The organism is Streptomyces sp. NPDC003456 (genome assembly GCF_042878735.1).
GTDB lineage: Bacteria > Actinomycetota > Actinomycetes > Streptomycetales > Streptomycetaceae > Streptomyces.
Map to the genome: position 1 here is coordinate 425146 of NZ_JBIAOK010000001.1, position 18749 is coordinate 443894.

Annotated in this window: 14 protein-coding genes; 9 read left to right on the forward strand and 5 right to left on the reverse strand. The window is 71.7% G+C overall.

Annotated features, from left to right (window positions below):
• The first annotated feature begins 102 nt into the window (after positions 1-102).
• The 6 genes from ACFYWG_RS01525 to ACFYWG_RS01550 all read left to right on the forward strand — a co-directional run bounded on the left by ACFYWG_RS01525 (position 103) and on the right by ACFYWG_RS01550 (position 6486).
• A complete protein-coding gene (locus ACFYWG_RS01525) occupies positions 103-1221 on the forward strand; it encodes a serine hydrolase (RefSeq protein ID WP_389198573.1) in 1119 nt (372 codons plus the stop codon).
• A 225-nt stretch (positions 1222-1446) separates the two neighbouring features.
• On the forward strand, positions 1447-2262 hold the full coding sequence (locus ACFYWG_RS01530; RefSeq protein WP_383511442.1) for an SAM-dependent methyltransferase: 816 nt from the start codon (positions 1447-1449) through the stop codon (positions 2260-2262).
• Between the two features lie 405 nt (positions 2263-2667).
• On the forward strand, positions 2668-3372 hold the full coding sequence (locus ACFYWG_RS01535; protein WP_376330758.1) for a trypsin-like serine protease: 705 nt from the start codon (positions 2668-2670) through the stop codon (positions 3370-3372).
• Between the two features lie 196 nt (positions 3373-3568).
• Entirely contained in the window at positions 3569-4531 is a 963-nt protein-coding gene (locus ACFYWG_RS01540; protein ID WP_389198576.1) for a permease, read from the forward strand.
• Positions 4528-5283, forward strand: coding sequence for a TIGR03943 family putative permease subunit (locus ACFYWG_RS01545; RefSeq protein WP_389198578.1), 756 nt, complete (start codon positions 4528-4530; stop codon positions 5281-5283). Before ACFYWG_RS01540 ends, ACFYWG_RS01545 begins: the two co-directional genes overlap by 4 nt.
• A gap of 225 nt (positions 5284-5508) precedes the next feature.
• A complete protein-coding gene (locus ACFYWG_RS01550; protein ID WP_389198580.1) occupies positions 5509-6486 on the forward strand; it encodes an SDR family oxidoreductase in 978 nt (325 codons plus the stop codon).
• Between the two features lie 242 nt (positions 6487-6728).
• On the opposite strand, the gene ACFYWG_RS01555 is transcribed toward ACFYWG_RS01550, so the two are convergent.
• Together ACFYWG_RS01555 and ACFYWG_RS01560 are read right to left on the reverse strand one after the other, a co-directional pair.
• Positions 6729-7928: a S8 family peptidase gene (locus ACFYWG_RS01555; RefSeq protein WP_383508196.1), complete on the reverse strand. Its 1200-nt coding sequence runs from the start codon at positions 7926-7928 to the stop codon at positions 6729-6731.
• Positions 7929-8459: 531 nt separating this feature from the next.
• Positions 8460-10055: a ricin-type beta-trefoil lectin domain protein gene (locus ACFYWG_RS01560; RefSeq protein WP_389198582.1), complete on the reverse strand. Its 1596-nt coding sequence runs from the start codon at positions 10053-10055 to the stop codon at positions 8460-8462.
• Positions 10056-10560: 505 nt separating this feature from the next.
• Between ACFYWG_RS01560 and ACFYWG_RS01565 the strand changes: the two genes are divergently transcribed.
• The 3 genes from ACFYWG_RS01565 (at position 10561) to ACFYWG_RS01575 (ending at position 15738) form a co-directional block, all read left to right on the forward strand.
• Positions 10561-13332, forward strand: coding sequence for a PQQ-dependent sugar dehydrogenase (locus tag ACFYWG_RS01565; protein WP_389199422.1), 2772 nt, complete (start codon positions 10561-10563; stop codon positions 13330-13332).
• Positions 13333-13349: 17 nt separating this feature from the next.
• Entirely contained in the window at positions 13350-15119 is a 1770-nt protein-coding gene (locus ACFYWG_RS01570) for a ThuA domain-containing protein (protein ID WP_389198584.1), read from the forward strand.
• 127 nt (positions 15120-15246) lie between these two features.
• Entirely contained in the window at positions 15247-15738 is a 492-nt protein-coding gene (locus ACFYWG_RS01575) for a GNAT family N-acetyltransferase (RefSeq protein ID WP_385413567.1), read from the forward strand.
• A 104-nt stretch (positions 15739-15842) separates the two neighbouring features.
• On the opposite strand, the gene ACFYWG_RS01580 is transcribed toward ACFYWG_RS01575, so the two are convergent.
• The 3 genes from ACFYWG_RS01580 to ACFYWG_RS01590 all read right to left on the reverse strand — a co-directional run bounded on the left by ACFYWG_RS01580 (position 15843) and on the right by ACFYWG_RS01590 (position 18661).
• Entirely contained in the window at positions 15843-17198 is a 1356-nt protein-coding gene (locus tag ACFYWG_RS01580) for a DEAD/DEAH box helicase (RefSeq protein WP_389199424.1), read from the reverse strand.
• A gap of 244 nt (positions 17199-17442) precedes the next feature.
• A complete protein-coding gene (locus tag ACFYWG_RS01585) occupies positions 17443-18255 on the reverse strand; it encodes an SDR family NAD(P)-dependent oxidoreductase (RefSeq protein ID WP_389198586.1) in 813 nt (270 codons plus the stop codon).
• Positions 18256-18397: 142 nt separating this feature from the next.
• Complete coding sequence (locus ACFYWG_RS01590) at positions 18398-18661, reverse strand: hypothetical protein (RefSeq protein ID WP_376330775.1); 264 nt, start codon at positions 18659-18661, stop codon at positions 18398-18400.
• Positions 18662-18749 lie beyond the last annotated feature (88 nt).

The window sequence follows — 18749 nt, forward strand, 5'->3', positions numbered from 1 at the left end:
TTCGGCCTTACCTCGGTGTGGATCATTGCACACCTGACCGATATGTCATATTTATCGAAGCCACCGCCCCCTCCCCCACCGGAATACCGAGGCCTGGCTGCCATGCCCGACGGACGATTCAGCGCGACGTACGAGGAAGTCGAGAGACCCCGCTGCCCGGCCCTGCGCCCGCCCGCGCTGGCCGCCTGCGCCACCGCCGCGGTCATGGCATCGATCGCCGCTTGTTCTTCCCCTGCGACACCCGGCGAGGTGCCGACGCCACCCGTGCGCAGCCAGGCGCCCGCCGTCGCGTTGGCGGGGCAGCCGTCCGAGAACCTGAGCGCGGCTCTCGCGCGGGTGCTTCGGCCGGCAGCGGGGCGCGGTGAGACCCGATTGGCTCTGGCCGTGCGCGACCTGAACTGCGTCCACCGCGACGTCGCGTCCTACCGGGGCGACGCGTCGTTCAACACGGCGAGCATCAGCAAGGTGAACATCCTCGCGGCGCTGCTGCTGCAGGCGCAGGACGAAGGCCGGCGACTGACAGGCGAGGAGCGCCGAGCCGCCGAGCTGATGATCGAGACCAGCGACAACGACGCGGCGGACTGGCTGTGGCGGGTGATCGGCGAGAGAGAGGGCCTCGACGCGGCGAACGAGCGCCTGGGGCTCTCCTCCACCCAGGGCGGCCCCGGCGGTCACTGGGGCCTCACCACGACGACTGCCGAGGACCAGATCCGCCTGCTGCAGTCGATCTTCCCCGCCTCGTCGGCGCACTCCGCCCGCACGCGGCAAGGGCTGCAGCCCGCATCCCGCGCCTTCATCCGCACGCTGATGCGCGACATCACGGAGGGCCAGGACTGGGGCGTGTCGGCGGCGTCCTCCCGTTGGTCGCTCAAGAACGGCTGGGTGCAGCGAAGCGCAACCGGGCTGTGGGTCATCAACAGCATCGGACTGGTGACGGTGGACGGGCACCGGTACCTGATCTCCGCTCTCAGCAGCGGCAACCCGTCGAAGCGGCGCGGCATCTCGCTGATCGAACGGGCGGTGCGAGCGGCGATCGGCACGGCCGGCACCCACGTCCGCCGCAAGCCGACCGGCGCACACACCAGGAGGCCGGCGGGACTCCCTCTGCTCGACCCCGGTCTCGCGCCATGTGCTGCCCGGCCTCCGCACCCTGGCCGTCGTCTGTGGCGGTCGTGGTGGGAGGACACGGACGTCATCGCCCCGTGCGGACGACCGCGCTGAGCGCGGACGGCAGCTCGTCGCGGGGCGTGCCGACCGCTGCCGGCCTCACCGCCCGCCGCGCGACAGGCGCACCGCACGCGGACCATCGGCCGGACGATCCCGAGGAACCGGTCCGGGGCTGCCGCCCGGTCCCACCGGAAAGGTGAACTGCCTTACGGAGCAGGGGGTTCAGGACATATGTTGTGATCCGAACTGCCCGCTTCAGCTGAAAGACAGACGGTAGACATGACCGACCATGCGAGCACGTCCGGATCGCCGGCGCACCAGAACATCGACACCTCCGTGCCGCATTCGGCCCGTATCTGGAACTACTGGCTGGGCGGAAAGGACAACTACCCGGTCGACGAGCAGGCCGGCGATGCCTACACCGCCGTGTTCCCCGGCATCGTGACCATCGCCCGCAGCAGTCGCGCCTTCCTGCGCCGCAACATCACGTACTTGGCCGCCGAGGCGGGTATCCGCCAGTTCCTCGACATCGGGACGGGGCTTCCGACCGCCGACAACACCCACGAGGTCGCCCAGCGGGTCGCCCCGGAGTCCCGGATCGTGTACGCCGACAACGACCCGATGGTGCTGGCGCACGCCCGGGCCCTGCTCTACTCCACGCCGGAGGGGGCGACCGCCTATGTCGACTCCGACGTGCACGACCCGGACCGCATCCTGGCGGCCGCCGCCGACACCCTGGACTTCAGCCGGCCGACGGCCCTGATCCTCAGCAACATCCTGGGGCACATCCAGGACCACGAGCAGGCGCGCTCGATCGTCACGCGCCTGATGGGAGCACTGCCGTCCGGCAGCTACCTCTCCATCAACGACGGTTCGCGGGGCATCGACCCGGTCTTCGAGCAGGCCCAGGACGCGTACAACGAGAGCGGCGCCGTCCCGTACACGCTGCGCACGGTCGACGAGATCACCTCGTTCTTCGACGGCCTGAAGCTCCTCGACCCCGGCGTCGTGTCGGTTCCCCTGTGGCGGCCCGACCCCACGGACCCTGCGCCGGAAGTCATCGCCGAACACGGTGGTCTGGCCCTCAAGCCGTGACCGCACCGTTCCGCCCCTGAGCCGACGTCAGGCGCCGGCTGTACGGCCGGCCCCTGGCCCCTGGAACGTCCCAAGCGCTTGCGGTGCCCCGCCCGGCGCCCCGCACCATGAGTCATGCAGTGATCATGGTGCGGGGCGCCGGGCGTTCGCGCACCGGTGGTCCTCTCCGTCGGACACACCGAGGTGCCCCCCAGGTGAGCCCGGTCATAGCACCGCGTTATCACCGAGTGTTTCTACCGCGTTCAACGACTCTCCGGGATGGTGGACGACGTCCGTGACGAACAGGCGCCTCATGAGGGCGAGTTCGTCATGGGGCGGCCCCCGGTGCGGGGCCGTCGACCCCCACACGTACACGCCCACCCGGCGTGGCTCCCGAATCGAGGAACCTTGCGCATATCAAGGCTCATGCCCGCTCTCGCCGCAGCAGCGGTCAGCGTCCTCGCACTCCTCTCCCCCAGCGCCGCCGCGGCGGAGGCCCCGGTGCCGCCGATCACCAAGGCTCCGCAGCCCATCATCGGCGGCTCGTACGCCAGCAGTGGCCCCTGGGCCGCGCGGCTGTTCTCGAACGGCAGGGAGACCTGTTCGGCGACGATCATCGCGCCGACGTGGATCCTCACCGCCAAGCACTGCGTCACCGGCGGCGGACTGTCGTTCCGCATCGGCAGCCTGGACCAGCACAGCGGCGGCACCCTCGCCAACGGCGTCCAGACCTACACCCACAGCTCGGACCTAGCGCTCGTGCGCCTCGACCGCTCCGTGTCGGCGACCTACGCACGGCTCGGCCAGCCCGGCACCGTCCGCGTCGGCCAGAGCGTGCAGGTGTACGGCTGGGGCGCCACCTCCCAGTGCGGCTCCGAGGCCACCTGCCAGTCGCGCTACCTGAAGGTCGCCAACGTCACGGTCACCGGCGGGTGTTCCGACGCCTACGGCGGTTCCGCCATCTGCGCCCGCCGCGGCGACGGCATCACCGCCGGCGGAGACTCGGGCGGACCGATGATGGCGAACGGCGTCCAGGTCGGTGTGGCTTCCACCAGCGACCGCCAGACGACCACCGCCTACACCAACGTGACCGCGTACCGCTCCTGGATCCAGTCGGTCGCGGGCGTCTGAGCCCTGCCCCCCCCCGGCCGTCAGCACAGCGGGGTCCCGCATCACGTCGTGGTGCGGGACCCTTCCCCGTGCCGGAACGCGTGCCCGCTATATTCGAGCCCACTTTCGACATCCGACATCCAGGGCTGGCGTGCACAGAACAGAGGAAAGTATCCAGGAGGCTGAAGCGGTCGCCGAGGCAGCCGGTGTCCGGACCATGGAGGAGCGGATCTGGTCAGGGCTCCTGGTGCTCCTGGGAGCGATCGTCCTGCTGAACGTGGTGCTCTTCGTGGGCGGTGGCCGGCCGGACGCACCCGCCGTGCAGGCGTGGCGGACCGTGGCTCTCGCCATCACCGTGCAGGCGATGCCGTTCCTGCTGCTGGGGACGGCCCTGTCCGGTGCCATCAACGCGTTCGTGCCGGCGCGGGTGTTCAGCCGCCTGCTGCCGAAGCGCCCGGCGCTGGCGGTTCCGGTGGCAGCGGGCGCCGGTGTCGTCCTGCCCGGGTGCGAATGCGCCTCGGTGCCCGTCGCGAACAGTCTGATCGGCCGTGGCGTCACCCCGGCCGCCGCGTTCGCGTTCCTGCTGTCCGCCCCGGCCGTGAACCCGGTGGTGCTGACCGCCACCGCCATCGCCTTCCCCGGCGACCCCGCCATGGTGCTGGCCCGGCTGCTCGCCTCGCTCGCGACCGCCGCCGTGATGGGCTGGCTGTGGCTGCGCTTCGGCCGGCAGAAGTGGCTGCGTCCGACCGTGCGGCACACCGGGCACCGGCCGGGGCACAGCCGCTGGACGGAGTTCCGGCGCGGCTTCCAGCACGACTTCCTGCACGCGGGCGGCTTCCTGGTCGTGGGGGCCATGGCCGCGGCCACCTTCAACGTGACGGTGCCGCGCTCGCTGCTGGAGGTGTTCTCCGGCTCTCCGTGGCTGTCGGTGCTCTTCCTGGCCGGGCTCGCGGTCGTGCTGTCGGTGTGCTCGGAGGCCGACGCGTTCGTCGCTGCCTCGCTCACCGGCTTCTCGCCGGTCGCCCGCCTGACGTTCATGGTGGTCGGCCCCATGGTCGACCTGAAGCTCTTCGCCCTGCAGGCGGGCACGTTCGGCCGGGCCTTCGCCGTCCGCTTCTGCGCCGCCACCACGGTGGTGGCGATCCTGTGCAGCGTTCTGATCGGAGCCGTGGTGCTGTGAGACGACTTTTCCCGGTGTCCCTGCTGGTCCTGAGCGGCCTCGGCCTGGTGCACGCCTCGCTCCTCACCGACCTCTACCTCCGGTACGTGAAGGAGGGGATGCGGCCGTTCCTGATCGCGTCCGGTTTCCTGCTTCTCCTGCTGGGAGCGGCCGAGGCGGTCTCGCTCCGGAGGCCGGGCAAGGACGGCGAGCCGGGCGAGGCCCACGAACCCGGGGACGGGGACGGTCACGACCACTCCGGCATGCCCCGCGTCGCCTGGCTGCTGCTCCTGCCCGCGCTGAGCCTGCTCTTCTACGCCCCTCCGGCTCTCGGCGCGTACACCGCGGCTCGTGAGGCCCCGCGGCCGGTGAAGGAGCGCAGCGACTTCGATCCCCTTCCCGCGACCTCACCGGTCCCCCTGACCCTCACCGATTTCACCAGTCGCGTGCAGCAGGACCGGGAGCAGGGCATCAAGGGGCGCAGTGTCCGTATGACCGGGTTCGTCACCCCCGGCGGAGGGGGCGGCGACTGGTACCTGACGCGGCTCGTCCTCAACTGCTGTGCCGCGGACGCCCAGACCGTCAAGGTGCGGATCCACGGGGCTCCGGCACTGCCCGCCGACACGTGGGTGTCCGTCACGGGCACCTGGCACCCCGGGGGGACCCTGGGCACGAAGTCCGCCCCGGTCGCTCTGGACGCCCACAGCGTCCGCAAGGTCCCCCGCCCGGTCAACGCCTACACCGACGCCCTCCCCCTGCCGACCACGAGGTAAGAGGCCGGCAGAGTGGTGCTGCCTGCTGCGGACCTTGAATCCACTCAGCAGGTACGCGGCACGCCGTGCGTCGTGCGTCGTGCGTCGTATGTCGTGCCGTTCACGCGCCGTGGCCAGGTGCGCCGAATGGGTCACTGGTCTCGAACGCATCTGTATCGGCGGGTATGACCGAAGAGGTGCGAGAGTGCCGCCGGCGGGGCGGTGCGGTGACGGGAACGAGGACGTATGAGTGAGGTCCCCGGGTCGGGACGGTTCGAAGGGGCGGCCGGATCCCCCTTGGCGGGGCGGGTCGCCGTCGTGACCGGAGCCGCCCGAGGTGTGGGCGCGGCCCTCGCGCGGCGTCTGTCCGATGCAGGGATGCTGGTCGCGCTGATAGGGCGCGAGGAGGCCACCCTCCGCCAGGCCGCGGACGCCTTGCCCGGCCGGAGCCTGTGCGTCGAGACCGACGTCACCGACCGGGAGGCGCTCGATCACGCCGCCCGCGAGATCAGCACCCGGTTGGGGCCCGCGAGCGTCGTCGTGGCCAATGCGGGGATCGCCACCGGCGGGCCCTTCGTGCACACACCGGCCGACCTGTGGCAGCGGGTCATCGACGTCAACCTCACCGGCTCGGCCAACACCGCCCGCGCCTTCCTGCCCCACCTCATGCAGACCAGGGGCTACTTCCTGCAGATCGCCTCGACCGCCGCCTTCGGCTCCTCCCCGCTGATGAGCGCCTACTGCGCGTCCAAGGCCGGGGTCGAGTCGTTCGCCCTGGCCCTGCGGGGCGAGGTGGAGCCGGACGGGATCGGTGTCGGCATCGCTTATCTGCACTGGACCGGAACCGACATGATCACGGGCATCGACGATCACCCCGTCCTGCAGGCCCTGCGCCGCAACCAGCCCCGCTTCGCCCGCAAGGTGCACAGCACCGCCGAGGTCTCGGGCTGGCTGACCTCCGGCATCACGCGACGCGCCCGGCACATCTACGCGCCCCCGTGGCTGCGCTGGTGCCAGCCGCTGCGGCCCGCCTTCCCGGCGCTCGTCTCCCGCCTCGCCCGCCAGGAACTGCGCCGGCAGCCCCCCAGCCGACTCGCCGCTCAGACCGGGGTCCTGGGCGCGGGCGGCCGAGCGGACTTCGACGCCTACCAGGCGACCACCCGGCCTCCCCGGCCCGACGGCCCCACCCGGCCACCCCGGCCCGATGGCCCCGCCCAACCCTGAAGCGTCCTGCCGCCCCGGCGTCCGGGGGCCGTCGCACTTCTCCGGCAGGTGGTCCGTCGGCTCGTCGGGCAGCAGGAGATCGACGGGCTCCGGGACGCGTCGGGCGGGCCCACATCTCGAAGGCGGCCCCGCGGCGTACGCCGTCCGCAGCCCGGTCGGGCACCGGCACCGGCACCCTGCCGACGGCCGGCGCCCGCCGCAGCCCCGGTGGGGGCAGCGCGGCGGGCGTCGGGCGGGTGCGGCTACTCGACTATCTTGAGCAGCTTGTTGGCGGTGCCCTGCGAGGGGTTGGAGATCTTGTCGGGGACGGCGCCGTCGGTCAGCGCCTTGGCGACCTGGTCCGGCGTGGCGTCCTGGTGGCCCGCCAGGTAGACGGCGGCGGCGCCCACGACGTGCGGAGTGGCCATGGACGTGCCCGAGATCGTCTTGGTGCCGCCGTCACTGTCGTTCCAGGCGGAGGTGATGTCCGAGCCGGGGGCGTAGATGTCCACCACCGAGCCGAAGTTGGAGAAGTCGGACTGCTGGTCGTCCTTGGTCGAGGAGGCGACGGTGAGGGCTTCGGCGACCCGGGCCGGGGAGCCCTGCCCGGCGTCCGAGGACTCGTTCCCGGCGGCGACGCCGAAGGTGACACCGGCGGCGATGGCCTTCTTCACGGCTTCGTCGATGGCCGGGTCGGCGCCACCGCCCAGGCTCATGTTCGCGACGGACGGGCCCTGGTGGTTCTTGGCGACCCAGTCGATCCCCGCGATGACCTGCTCGGTCGTTCCCGAACCGCTGTCGTCGAGCACCCGGACGGCGACGATCTTGGCCTTCTTGGCGACGCCGTGGGCGGTGCCGGCGATCGTGCCGGCGACATGGGTGCCGTGCCCGTTGCCGTCACTGGCGTCGTTGTCGTTGTCCACCGCGTCGAAGCCCGACGTGGCCCGTCCGGCCAGGTCCTTGTGCGTGATGCGCACGCCGGTGTCGATGACGTACGCCGTGACGCCTTCACCCGCGCCGTCGGGGTAGGTGTACTTGCCGTCGCCGGCCGTGTCCGCCTGGTCCAGGCGGTCCAGGCCCCAGGAGGGCGGGTTGTCCTGGGTGGCGGTGATGCTGAACTTCTTGACCTGTACGACCCGGGCGACGGACGGGTCGGCGGCGAGTCGCTTGGCCTCGGCGGACGAAAGACCGCCGGCGGAGAAGCCGTTGAGGGCGGTCGAGTAGGTGCGCTTGAGCTTGCCGCCGTATTCCTCGGCGAGTGCGGACTTGTCGGCCTTCTCGTCCAGCGTGACGATGAAGCTGCCGGGTACGGCTCCCTCGGCGCCGAGGCCGTACACGGTGCCTTCGGCGGGGGTGGGTTCCGGCGCTGTGTGTGCGTGTGCCGTTCCGACGGCCGTCATGGTGGTGACGACAGCCGTTGCGGTGAGGAGCTGCATTCTGCGTGTGAATGCGCGAGATGCCATGTGAGGGTTCTCCTCGTCAGGTGGTGTGGGGGGTGTGGGAGTTCGGACCGAACCTGCATCGGGTCCGCCTCGAACCTGACCTATTGATGTGCGCAGATCAAGGACTTGAAGCGGATCAGTGCCGGAACAGCAGGTCAGCGGGGCGCGAATCAGCCACCGTCTCCCCACACGTCTCCCTCACACCTCCGCCCCTTGTGCGCGCACCCTGTCGAGAATGTGTGACCGTGCGGCGACCGCCGACGTAGTCGCATCAATTCTGGGTAGGCGCCGCCGATTTCCGCAGCAAGCGATTGCCGACCGGGCGTCTCGTCGGGGTGCACTATTGGTGCAGACCGCATGGCCGAACGAGAACCCGACCGATTCGAAACCCCGTGAAGAAAGGGCAGTTGTCGACCCGCGATTCATGTGTTGGGCGCGCAATAGTTGAATTGCAGGCGTCCGGTGCCGAGTTCGCGGCAGCGGAAGCGGCGCGGGGTCGACGGGGCCGCAGTCGGTGTGTGCACCAGGACCTACGGCCGCTCGCCGCAGCGGTCAGGCGGACCCCGCGCGCCATCGTTGTCCGGCGTCCCCGCTCGACGGCTGGAGCGACAGTCCGTCTCCGGCGCCGCCGTCGGGGGTGACGGCCGTGTGGAAGGCGATGGCGGGCCGGATCAGGCCGTTCCCGTCGACGACGAACGTGAGGTTGCGGCCGTTGCGGCCCTCCACCGAGTCGCAGCTCCAGATGCCGACGCCCCGGTGCGTGGCGCCGCGGCTGTCCAGGCAGTAGTCGGGGTCGGCGGCCGACTGCACCACTCCCCGGTCGGCATCGACGCGCCAGCGCTGCGTGCGGGCGGCGGAGCAGGTCGCCGTGACGACGTCGGTGCCGTTGGAGAAGGCGCCCTCCACGTCCAGGCACAACCCCGAACCGACGTTGACGACCTGGGCGAAGGCTCCGGAGGGCGGGCGGGTGGGTGGAGTCTTCGGCTCCGGACTCGCGCTCTTGGTCGGTGACTTGCTCGGTGGCGGAGAGGTGGGCTTCCGCGTCGGCTCGGGTGAGGGGGAGGGCGAGGACGTCGACGGTGTCGCCGACACGGTGGCCGTCACCGTGACCGCCACGGGAGGCGCGCTCGGCGGAAGGCGCTCCGCGCTCACCGGGTCCTGTGCCGGTGAGCCGTCCCGCGCCACCAGGAAGGCCGCCAGGGACAGCAGGGTCACCCCGATCGCCGCCGAGACCAGCAGGGCACGCCGGCGGTCCGGAGCCCCCGCGGTCCGGTCCTCCTCCCCCGGGGCGTGTGTTCCGAGGGACCGGTCCCACCCCGTGGCGGCGTCCGGGGCCGCGTGGTCGCCGGTCACGTAGGCCGTGCCGCCCCACGGCAGCAGGCCCTCCGCCAGGGCCGGACGCGGTGCGTCCCGCAGGGCGGACAGCTCTTCGTGGGCCGTGGCGCAGTGCGGACAACGCGCCATGTGGGTGTGCAGATCCGCGCTGTCGCGAGGGTTGTCCGGACGTACGGACTCCTCGATGAGGCGGCCGAAGTCGGGGCAGTCCGGGTCGTCGGAGGAGGCGAGGCGGGTGCGCAGGCAGGCCCGGGCCAGCTGGCGCAGCGCCCGGTCCGTGCCGTGGGTGACGTCCTCCGGGGTCAGGCCGAGGAGCACCGCCGCGCTGTCCGCGTGCTCCGCCTCCACGACGGCGTACCAGATCAGGCCCTGGGCCCGAGCGGGCAGGGACTGGAAGGCGGTGAGCATCGGGGGCACCGGACCGGAGGGGCCGACCGTGTTCAGCACGAGCAGCAGCCCCGGGTCCAGGCCGGCCGCCCGCGCGTCCCCGGCCCAGGTCCGCGCCGTCCGGGTGACCAGAAGGAGGAGCTGGTGGCGCCAGGGCAGCCCCGGGTCGATGCCGCGCGCGACCTGCCGGGCCGCCAGCGTGAAGGCCTGGGCCGCGAGTTGCCGGGCTGTCGACTCGCTGGGGGCGCACAGCCGGGCGTAGGCGAGGACGTGCTGGTGATGGCGGGCACGCAGTTCCTGCAGTGCCGGGTACGCCGTCGCCGTGTCGGCGCGCAGCAGCTCGGTCAGCCGCGCGTCGGGCACGCCCCCGTGCGGCCCGTGGCCCGGCTCCGCACCGCCCTGGTCCCTGTCGTCGGCCCCAGCCATCGCGCCGCCTCCTTGCAGCCTTGCGACCCGCGCGGAGACCTGACGTACCGGCGGGTATGACGGCTCATAGTGGAGGACGAGAGGTCGTGCGGGGAAGGGTTTCCGTGGGTAACGCACGGACCTGCGATGAGGACGCCGGCAGCACGGCGTCGCCGCCAGGCAGGCCCGGTCGCCGCGCCGGTCCCCCCGCTCCCCGGGCGGTGCACCGGCGCCCACGCCCGGCCCGCGTGCCGGCTCGATCCACTTTGTCCTGATCATGGAAAAAGTGCCGGGATCGTATGCGAAAGGGGTTACGCCTTCGTTGCGGGGCCGCTAACTTCCTTGCGACCGGTCATGCGCATGCAATGGCTTGACGGCGCGACGGCGCGCGCCTGTGCTCCCACGGCAGTTCCTCCTTCGGGCTGCCGTCACCCCACCCCAGCGGGAGACTTCTGTGCGCTCAAAAGTGGTGAGACCCAGACTTGTCCGTTCGCTCGTGACGGCCTTGGCGTGTGCCGTCAGCTGTCTGCTCCCCGGGGCAGCGGTCGCCGCCCCGGGAGGATCCGAGGCGTCTCCCCGCGCCGCGGCCGATGAGTTCCAACAGGTCACCCTCGCCAAGGGCGTGGCCGAGACGGGCGAGCCGATGACGCTCGCCGTCCTTCCGGACCGCTCGGTCCTGCACACCTCCAGAGACGGCACCGTCCGGCTCACGGACGCGGCCGGCACCACCAAGGTGGCCGGCAAGGTGGAGGTGTACAGCCATGACGAGGAGGGCCTGCAGGGCGTCGCGGTGGACCCGGCCTTCGCGTCCAACCGATTCGTCTACCTCTACTACGCCCCGAAGTCGAGCACTCCGGGCGGCGACGCCCCCTCCGACGGGTCGGCGTCGGACTTCGCCCCCTTCGACGGCGTCAACCGGCTGTCGCGGTTCGTCCTCGGCAGCAGCGGCACCCTGGACCTGGCGAGCGAGAAGAAGATCCTCGACGTCCCCGCCTCCCGGGGCATCTGCTGCCATGTCGGCGGAGACATCGACTTCGACGCGCAGGGCAACCTCTACCTGTCGACGGGGGACGACACCAATCCCTTCGCCTCCGACGGGTTCACCCCGATCGACGAGCGCGCGTCGCGCAACCCGGCCTACGACGCGCAGCGTTCGGCGGGCAACACCAACGACCTGCGGGGCAAGGTCCTGCGCATCAAGGTCGGCGCCGACGGGTCGTACGCCATACCGCCGGGCAACCTCTTCCCGCCGGGCACGGCCAGGACGCGGCCCGAGATCTACGCGATGGGGTTCCGCAACCCCTTCCGGATGAGCGTCGACAAGGCCACCGGCACCGTCCTCCTCGGTGACTACGGGCCCGATTCCGGTACCGCCAGTGCTACCCGCGGTCCGGCCGGCCAGGTGGAGTTCAACCGCATCACCAAGGCGGGCAACTACGGCTGGCCGTACTGCACCGGCCGCAACGACGCCTATGTCGACCACGACTTCGCCACCGGCACCGCGGGCGCGAAGTTCGACTGCGCCGCACCGAAGAACACCTCGCCGCGCAACACCGGGCTGACCGACCTGCCTCCCGCACAGCCCGCCTGGATTCCCTACGACGGCGGCTCCGTACCGGAGTTCGGCAGCGGCTCCGAGTCGCCCATGGGCGGTCCCGTCTACCGCTACGACGCCGCCTCCACCTCCCAGGTCAAGTTCCCCCAGGAGTACGACGGCGACTTCTTCGCCGGCGAGTTCGGCCGCCGCTGGATCAAACGCATCGAGACCGGCGGCGACGGCACCGTGCAGTCCATCAACGGCTTCCCCTGGAGCGGCACCCAGGTGATGGACATGGCCTTCGGACCGGACGGCGCCCTGTACGTGCTCGATTACGGCACCGGCTACTTCAACGGCGACGCGAACTCCGCCCTGTACCGCATCGAGCACGTCACGGACGGCCACGCCCCGGTGGCCCAGGCCAAGGCCGACGTCACCTCGGGCAAGGCCCCCTTGACCGTGTCGTTCTCCTCGGCCGGCAGTTCCGACGCCGACGGTGACGCCCTGAGCCACGCGTGGACCTTCGGCGACGGCGGCACCTCCACCGCGGCCAGCCCCTCCCACACGTACACCGTGAACGGCCAGTACACGGCCACGTTGAAGGTCACGGACACGACCGGCAAGTCCGCGACCGCGTCGGTGCAGATCACGGTGGGCAACACCGCCCCGACGGTGCGGCTGGACCTGCCTGCCGACGGAAGCATCTACGACTTCGGCGCCGCGATCCCGTTCAAGGTGACGGTCACCGATCCCGAGGACGGCACGATCGACTGCACCAAGGTCAAGGTGACGTTCATCGTCGGCCACGACAGCCACGGCCACCCGCAGACCTCGGCGACCGGCTGCTCGGGCACCCTGCGGACCCTCGCGGACGGTGAACACGATCCCAACGCCAACATCTTCGGCGTCGTCGACGCCGAGTACACGGACGAGGGCGCCAACGGCCAACCCGCGCTGACCACGCACGACCAGCACGTGACCCAGCCCAGCCACCGCCAGGCCGAGCACTACGGCGACTCCTCGGGCGTCCAGGTGGTCAGCCACACCCCGGCACACGGCGGCAGGACGGTCGGCCACATCGACAACGGCGACTGGATCTCCTTCGAGCCCTACGCCCTGACCGGCGCCACGCGCTTCACCGCCCGGGTCTCCTCGGCCGGCTCCGGCGGCACCATCGAGGTCCGCGCGGGATCCCCGACCGGCACCCTGCTCGGCACGGCGACCGTGCCGGTGACCGGCGGGTGGGAGACGTTCCAGGACGTGACCGCGACGCTGAGCGGTCAGCCCGCCGGCTCCACCACGCTCCACCTCGTCTTCAAGGGCGGCACCGGTGCGCTGTTCGACGTGGACGAGTTCGCCTTCACCACCGCCGGCTCGGAGCGTTCCGGCGAGGTGAAGGGCGTGGGCGGCAAGTGCCTGGACGTCGACAACGCCCAGAGCACCGACGGCACCAAGGTGCAACTGTGGACCTGCAACACCAGCAGCGCCCAGAAATGGACCCTGCCCGGCGACGGCACCCTTCGCGCCCTCGGCAAGTGCCTCGACATCTCCGGCGCCGCCACCGCCGACGGCACCCGGATCCAGCTGTGGACCTGCAACGGCACCGGCGCCCAGACATGGACCCCCCACACCGACGGCACCCTGCGCAACCCCCAGTCCGGCAAATGCCTCGACGCATCCGGCGGCACCTGGAACGACGGCACACCCGTCCACCTGTGGACCTGCCACACCGGCCCCAACCAGAAGTGGACCCTTCCGTAGAAAGGAGGCGATCCTCCATGCGCCACCCCATCCGGCCGCTCCTCGGCCTCCTCACCGGCGCCGCGCTGTGCCTGGCGTCCCCGTCCGTCGCCCTGCCTGATCCCGCGGACGATCCCCGCGCTGCCGCCCGAACGGCGGCGGCCACCCGCCCGGCGGCCGCCGACCCGGCGTACAAGATCCTGGTGTTCTCCAAGACGGCGGGCTTCCGGCACTCCTCCATCGACGACGGCATAGCGGCCCTGCGGGACCTCGGTGCGGCCAACAACTTCACCGTCGACGCCACCGAGGACGCCGGAGCCTTCACCACCGGCAACCTCGCCCAGTACAAGGCGGTCGCCTTCCTGTCGACCACGGGCGACGTCCTCGACGGCACCCAGCAGAGCGCGTTCGAGAGCTACGTCAAGGGCGGGGGCGGGTACGTCGGCATCCACGCCGCGGCCGACACCGAGTACGACTGGCCCTTCTACGCAGGGCTGGCCGGCGCGCTCTTCCACTCCCACCCCGCCGTGCAGTCCGCCACCGTCGAGGTCGAGGACCGGGCCCACGATGCCACCGCCCACCTCGGCGGCACCTGGCAGCGCACCGACGAGTGGTACAACTACCGCACCAACCCGCGGACTTCGGCCCACGTCCTCGCCTCGCTCGACGAGTCGAGCTATTCCGGCGGCACCATGTCGGGCGACCACCCGATCGCCTGGTGCAAGGACTACCAGGGCGGCCGCGCCTTCTACACGGGCGGCGGCCACACCGACGAGTCGTACGCCGAGCCCGCGTTCCGCCGTCATCTGCTCGGCGGCGTCCGCTGGGCCGCCGGGATGACGGAGGCCGACTGCCGTCCCGAAACCGGCTACACGCCCCTGTTCGACGGTTCGGGCACCGCGGGCTGGAAGCAGGCGGGGCCGGGCGGCTTCACCCTCGCCGACGGCACCCTCACCTCGCACGGCGGGCTCGGAATGCTGTGGTACTCCGCCAAGGAGTTCACCGGGGACTACTCGCTGAAACTCGACTGGCGCGCCGACGGCGACGACAACTCCGGCGTCTTCCTCGGCTTCCCCGCGTCGGACGACCCGTGGTCGGCGGTGGACCGCGGCTACGAGATCCAGATCGACGCCACCGACGAGGCGGCGCGCACCACCGGAGCGGTCTACGGATTCAAGTCCGCCGACCTGCCGGCGCGCGACGCGGCACTGAACCCGCCCGGCGAGTGGAACACCTTCGAACTGCGGGTCACCGGGGAGCGGCTGGAGATCTTCCTCAACGGCCGCAAGATCAACGACTTCACCGGCACCGACCCCGCGCGCAGTCTCCAGCAGGGCCACATCGGCCTGCAGAACCACGGCGACGGGGACTCCGTGTCGTTCCGGAACATCCGCATCAAGCAGGGCGGCGGCAGCCAACCCGGCCCCCGCTCGGGCGAGGTGAAGGGCGTGGGCGGCAAGTGCCTGGACGTCGACAACGCCCAGAGCACCGACGGCACCAAGGTGCAACTGTGGACCTGCAACACCAGCAGCGCCCAGAAATGGACCCTGCCCGGCGACGGCACCCTTCGCGCCCTCGGCAAGTGCCTCGACATCTCCGGCGCCGCCACCGCCGACGGCACCCGGATCCAGCTGTGGACCTGCAACGGCACCGGCGCCCAGACATGGACCCCCCACACCGACGGCACCCTGCGCAACCCCCAGTCCGGCAAATGCCTCGACGCATCCGGCGGCACCTGGAACGACGGCACACCCGTCCACCTGTGGACCTGCCACACCGGCCCCAACCAGAAGTGGACCCTCCCCTGACGCCGTGGACCGCACGCACGGCATGACACACGGCACCCCATGACGGTGGCCGGGGACGCGCCCCCGGCCACCGCGCGGGTCCGTACGACCGGGCGCCCGAGCCGGGCGACGCCCCGGACCTCGTAAGATGCCCGTCGTGAACTCGGCTCCTACCTCCAGGCACGGCGCCCTCGTCGTACGGCGGGCCGTCGCCCGCGACGCCAAGCGGCTCACACGGCTCGTGCGCGGCTCGCATGCCTACGAGGGCCGGTACGCGTCGATGGTCGCGGGCTACCGCGTCGGGGCCGACTACATCGAGAACCACCGGGTCTACGCCGCCGTCGACACCGCTGACGCGGCCGGCCGGATCGTGGGCTTCTACTCGCTGGTCCTGCTGCCGCCCGAGCTGGACCTGCTCTTCGTCGACAACGGGGCACAGGGCCGGGGCATCGGGCGGCTCCTCGTCGAGCACATGAAAGCGGAGGCACGTGCCGCCGGGCTGGACCGGGTGCGGGTGGTGTCGCATCCTCCGGCGGAGGGCTTCTACCTCAGCAGCGGGGCACAGCCCACCGGAACCGTCGGCGCGAACCCGCCCGCGGTGCCCTGGGACCGGCCGGAGTTGGAGTTCCTGACGCGCTGACCTGCGGCCCGGTGCCCGCTGACCGCCGGCCCGGTGCCGGAAACGGAGGCGCCCGCGTCCGGTGGGCATCGGGTCGCCGCCGGGCCGTCGGCCGCTCCCCCGGCTCAGCCGCTGCGGCGTACCCGGGCCGCCTTGCGGGCCTCCGCGAGCTTGCGGGCCTCGCTGGTCCTGCGGGACGGCTTGGCACCGGAGCCGCTCCGGGCGTCCTTGGCGCTGCCCAGGCCGCGGAACGGGACGGGGTTGTTCTTGGGACGCGGTGCGGAGGGCCCGCCGTCGAGAGGCAGGCCGGAGGGGGCCTTGGCGCCGGTGATCCGGCTCAGCTCCGCCTCGCCGGACCGTACCTTCGTGACCGTGGGAGCCACGCCCGCGTCCGTGAGGACCTGGCTCGTCTCGCGGCGCTGTCCCGGCAGGACGAGGCTCACGACGGTGCCGGAGCGGCCGGCCCGCGCGGTGCGGCCGGCACGGTGCAGATAGTCCTTCGGGTCGGTGGCCGGGTCGACGTTGACCACGAGATCCAGGTCGTCGATGTGCAGGCCGCGCGCGGCGACGTTGGTCGCCACCAGTGAGGTGACCTGACCCTCCTTGAACTGGGCCAGGGTCCGGGTGCGCTGCGGCTGCGACTTGCCGCTGTGCAGGGCGGCCGCGGCGACCCCGCTGCCCCGTAGATGCCGCGTCAGCTGATCGACGCCGTGCTTGGTGTCCAGGAACAGCAGGACACGGCCGTCCCGGGCGGCGATCTCCGTGACCACGGCGTAGCGGTCGGGCCCGTGCACGACGAAGAGGTGGTGCGCGATCCCGGCGACCGAGCTCGACGAAGGGTCGACCGCGTGCACGGCGGGGTCGCGCAGCCGGCGGCGGACCAGTTCGTCGACGTCCCCGTCGAGCGTGGCGGAGAACATCATGGTCTGCCCGTCGGACCGCACCTGGTCCAGGATCTCGCCGACCTGCGGCAGGAAACCCAGGTCGCACATCTGGTCGGCCTCGTCCAGGACCACGATGCGCACGCGCCCCAGCCGGCAGCCCTTGCGCTCGATCAGGTCGTGCAGCCGGCCGGGCGTGGCGACGACGATCTCGGCGCCCTCCCGCAGCGCGGCGGCCTGGCGTCCGAGGGACACTCCCCCCACCACGGTGGCGAGCCGCAGCCGCAGCGCGTCGGCGTACGGAGTGAGCGCCTCCGCGACCTGCTGTGCCAGTTCCCGCGTGGGGACCAGCACGAGCCCCAGCGGCTCCTTGGGCTGCGCGCGCCGCCCGGCCGTGCGGGCCAGCAAAGCCAGGCCGAAGGCGAGCGTCTTGCCGGATCCCGTGCGGCCCCTGCCCAGGACGTCCCGTCCCGCGAGCGCGTCCGGCAGTGTCGCGGCCTGGATGGGGTAGGGCACCGTCACGCCCTGCTCGTCGAGCGTCCGCACGATCGCCGCGGGGAGGCCGAACGGCGCGAAGGACGTCACCGCGGCAGGTCGCACGGCGGCGCCGTCGGGTACGACAGGGGACTCGTCGTCCTGCGGTCGGGCAGCAGAGCGTGGCGAATCGCTCACCGGGAACCTTCCTTCGGGGGGACCGTACCCAGGAAGGCGCGGCGGGGTGTGGGGTCACCGGCCGGGGCCCGATCGGGGCACCGGACGACGACGCGGCAAACAGCCGACGGTAGCACGGCAGGCAGTCCCGGCCCTCCCTGCCCGTCCCCGCAGGGGTGGCGGGCAGGTCGCGTCACCCTCGGGCGTCCTTGCCCTCCTCGTTCGCGCTGCCCGGTTCCGCCATGCGCCGGTGCGCCACCGCCTTGACCCCGTCGGGCAGCACCTTTCCGGCCAGCCCCTGCACCTTGGTCTTCAGGGACCCGGTCACGACCTTCTTCTCGCCCCGCATGATCGCCTCGAACGCCTGCTCGGCGACCTGGGCTGGGTCGTCCTTCTCCATGGTGCCGATCGCGGTGTCGTCCGCCATGCCCGCCCGCTCGAAGAAGTCCGTGTCGGTCGGGCCCGGCATGAGCGAGGTGACCGTGACCCCCGTGTCCTTCACCTCCTCCGCCAGCGCCTGCGCGAACGACTGCACGAACGACTTGGACGCCGTGTAGACGGGCTCGAAGGCGCCCGGCATGGTCGAGACGACGGACGAGGTGAAGGCGATCCGTCCCGCGTCGCGCGTCGCCATGGCGCGCAGCAGCGGCTTGGCCAGCCGCACGGTCGCGGTGACGTCGAGGTCGATGACCTCCTGGTCGTCGGCCACGTCCGTGTCGACGAAGGCCCCTCCCCGGCCCACCCCCGCGTTGAGGACGGCGACGTCGACGGTCAGCCCGTCGAGTGCGTCCAGCAGCAGGTACCTGCCCTCGGCGCTGCGGAGATCGGCGCGCACCGCCCGCACCTGCGCGCCGCACTCCCGCAGGCTCTCCGCGGCCGTCTCGAGGCGTTCGTCCTCGGCGTTCACCACCAGGTCGTGGCCGTGGAGGGCGAACTGCCGGGCCAGTTCGTAGCCGATCCCGCTGGACGCCCCGGTGATCAATGCGAGTGGCCGTGTGTCAGTCATGCCGGGCGAGTAACCCGCACGACCCGGATGAAAGCGCCCGGCGCTCCGCACGCTCGCGGGCTCGCAGGCTCGCAGGCTCGCGGGCTCGCGGGCTCGTGGTGAGTGGCGTCCCGCTCGGCGCCGCCCCGCTGGCGGCCCGGCGCTATCTCGGGCGCCGGGTGGACCGGTTCGACCGGCGGCGGACGGTGACGAAGGAGGCGAGGACGCCGAGTGCCCAGGCGATCAGGAGGGCACCCCACAGGGGCATGGTGACCATCGGGATCAGCAGCCGGATCTCCACGCTCGAGCGGTTCTCGAAGATGAAGATCAGCGCGATCGCCGTGATCACGGCGAAGGGGATGAGGCGGCGGACGCCAGGGCTGGAGGAGAACGACTGGTCCGCCCTGTCTTTGGTGGTCCGAGTCATGAGTGCCTCTCAATCGCGTGGGCCCCACCTACAGGATCCCCACCTCGGGCGTGGCACGCCACCGAGGTCGATCGTCCGGGCCGGCCCT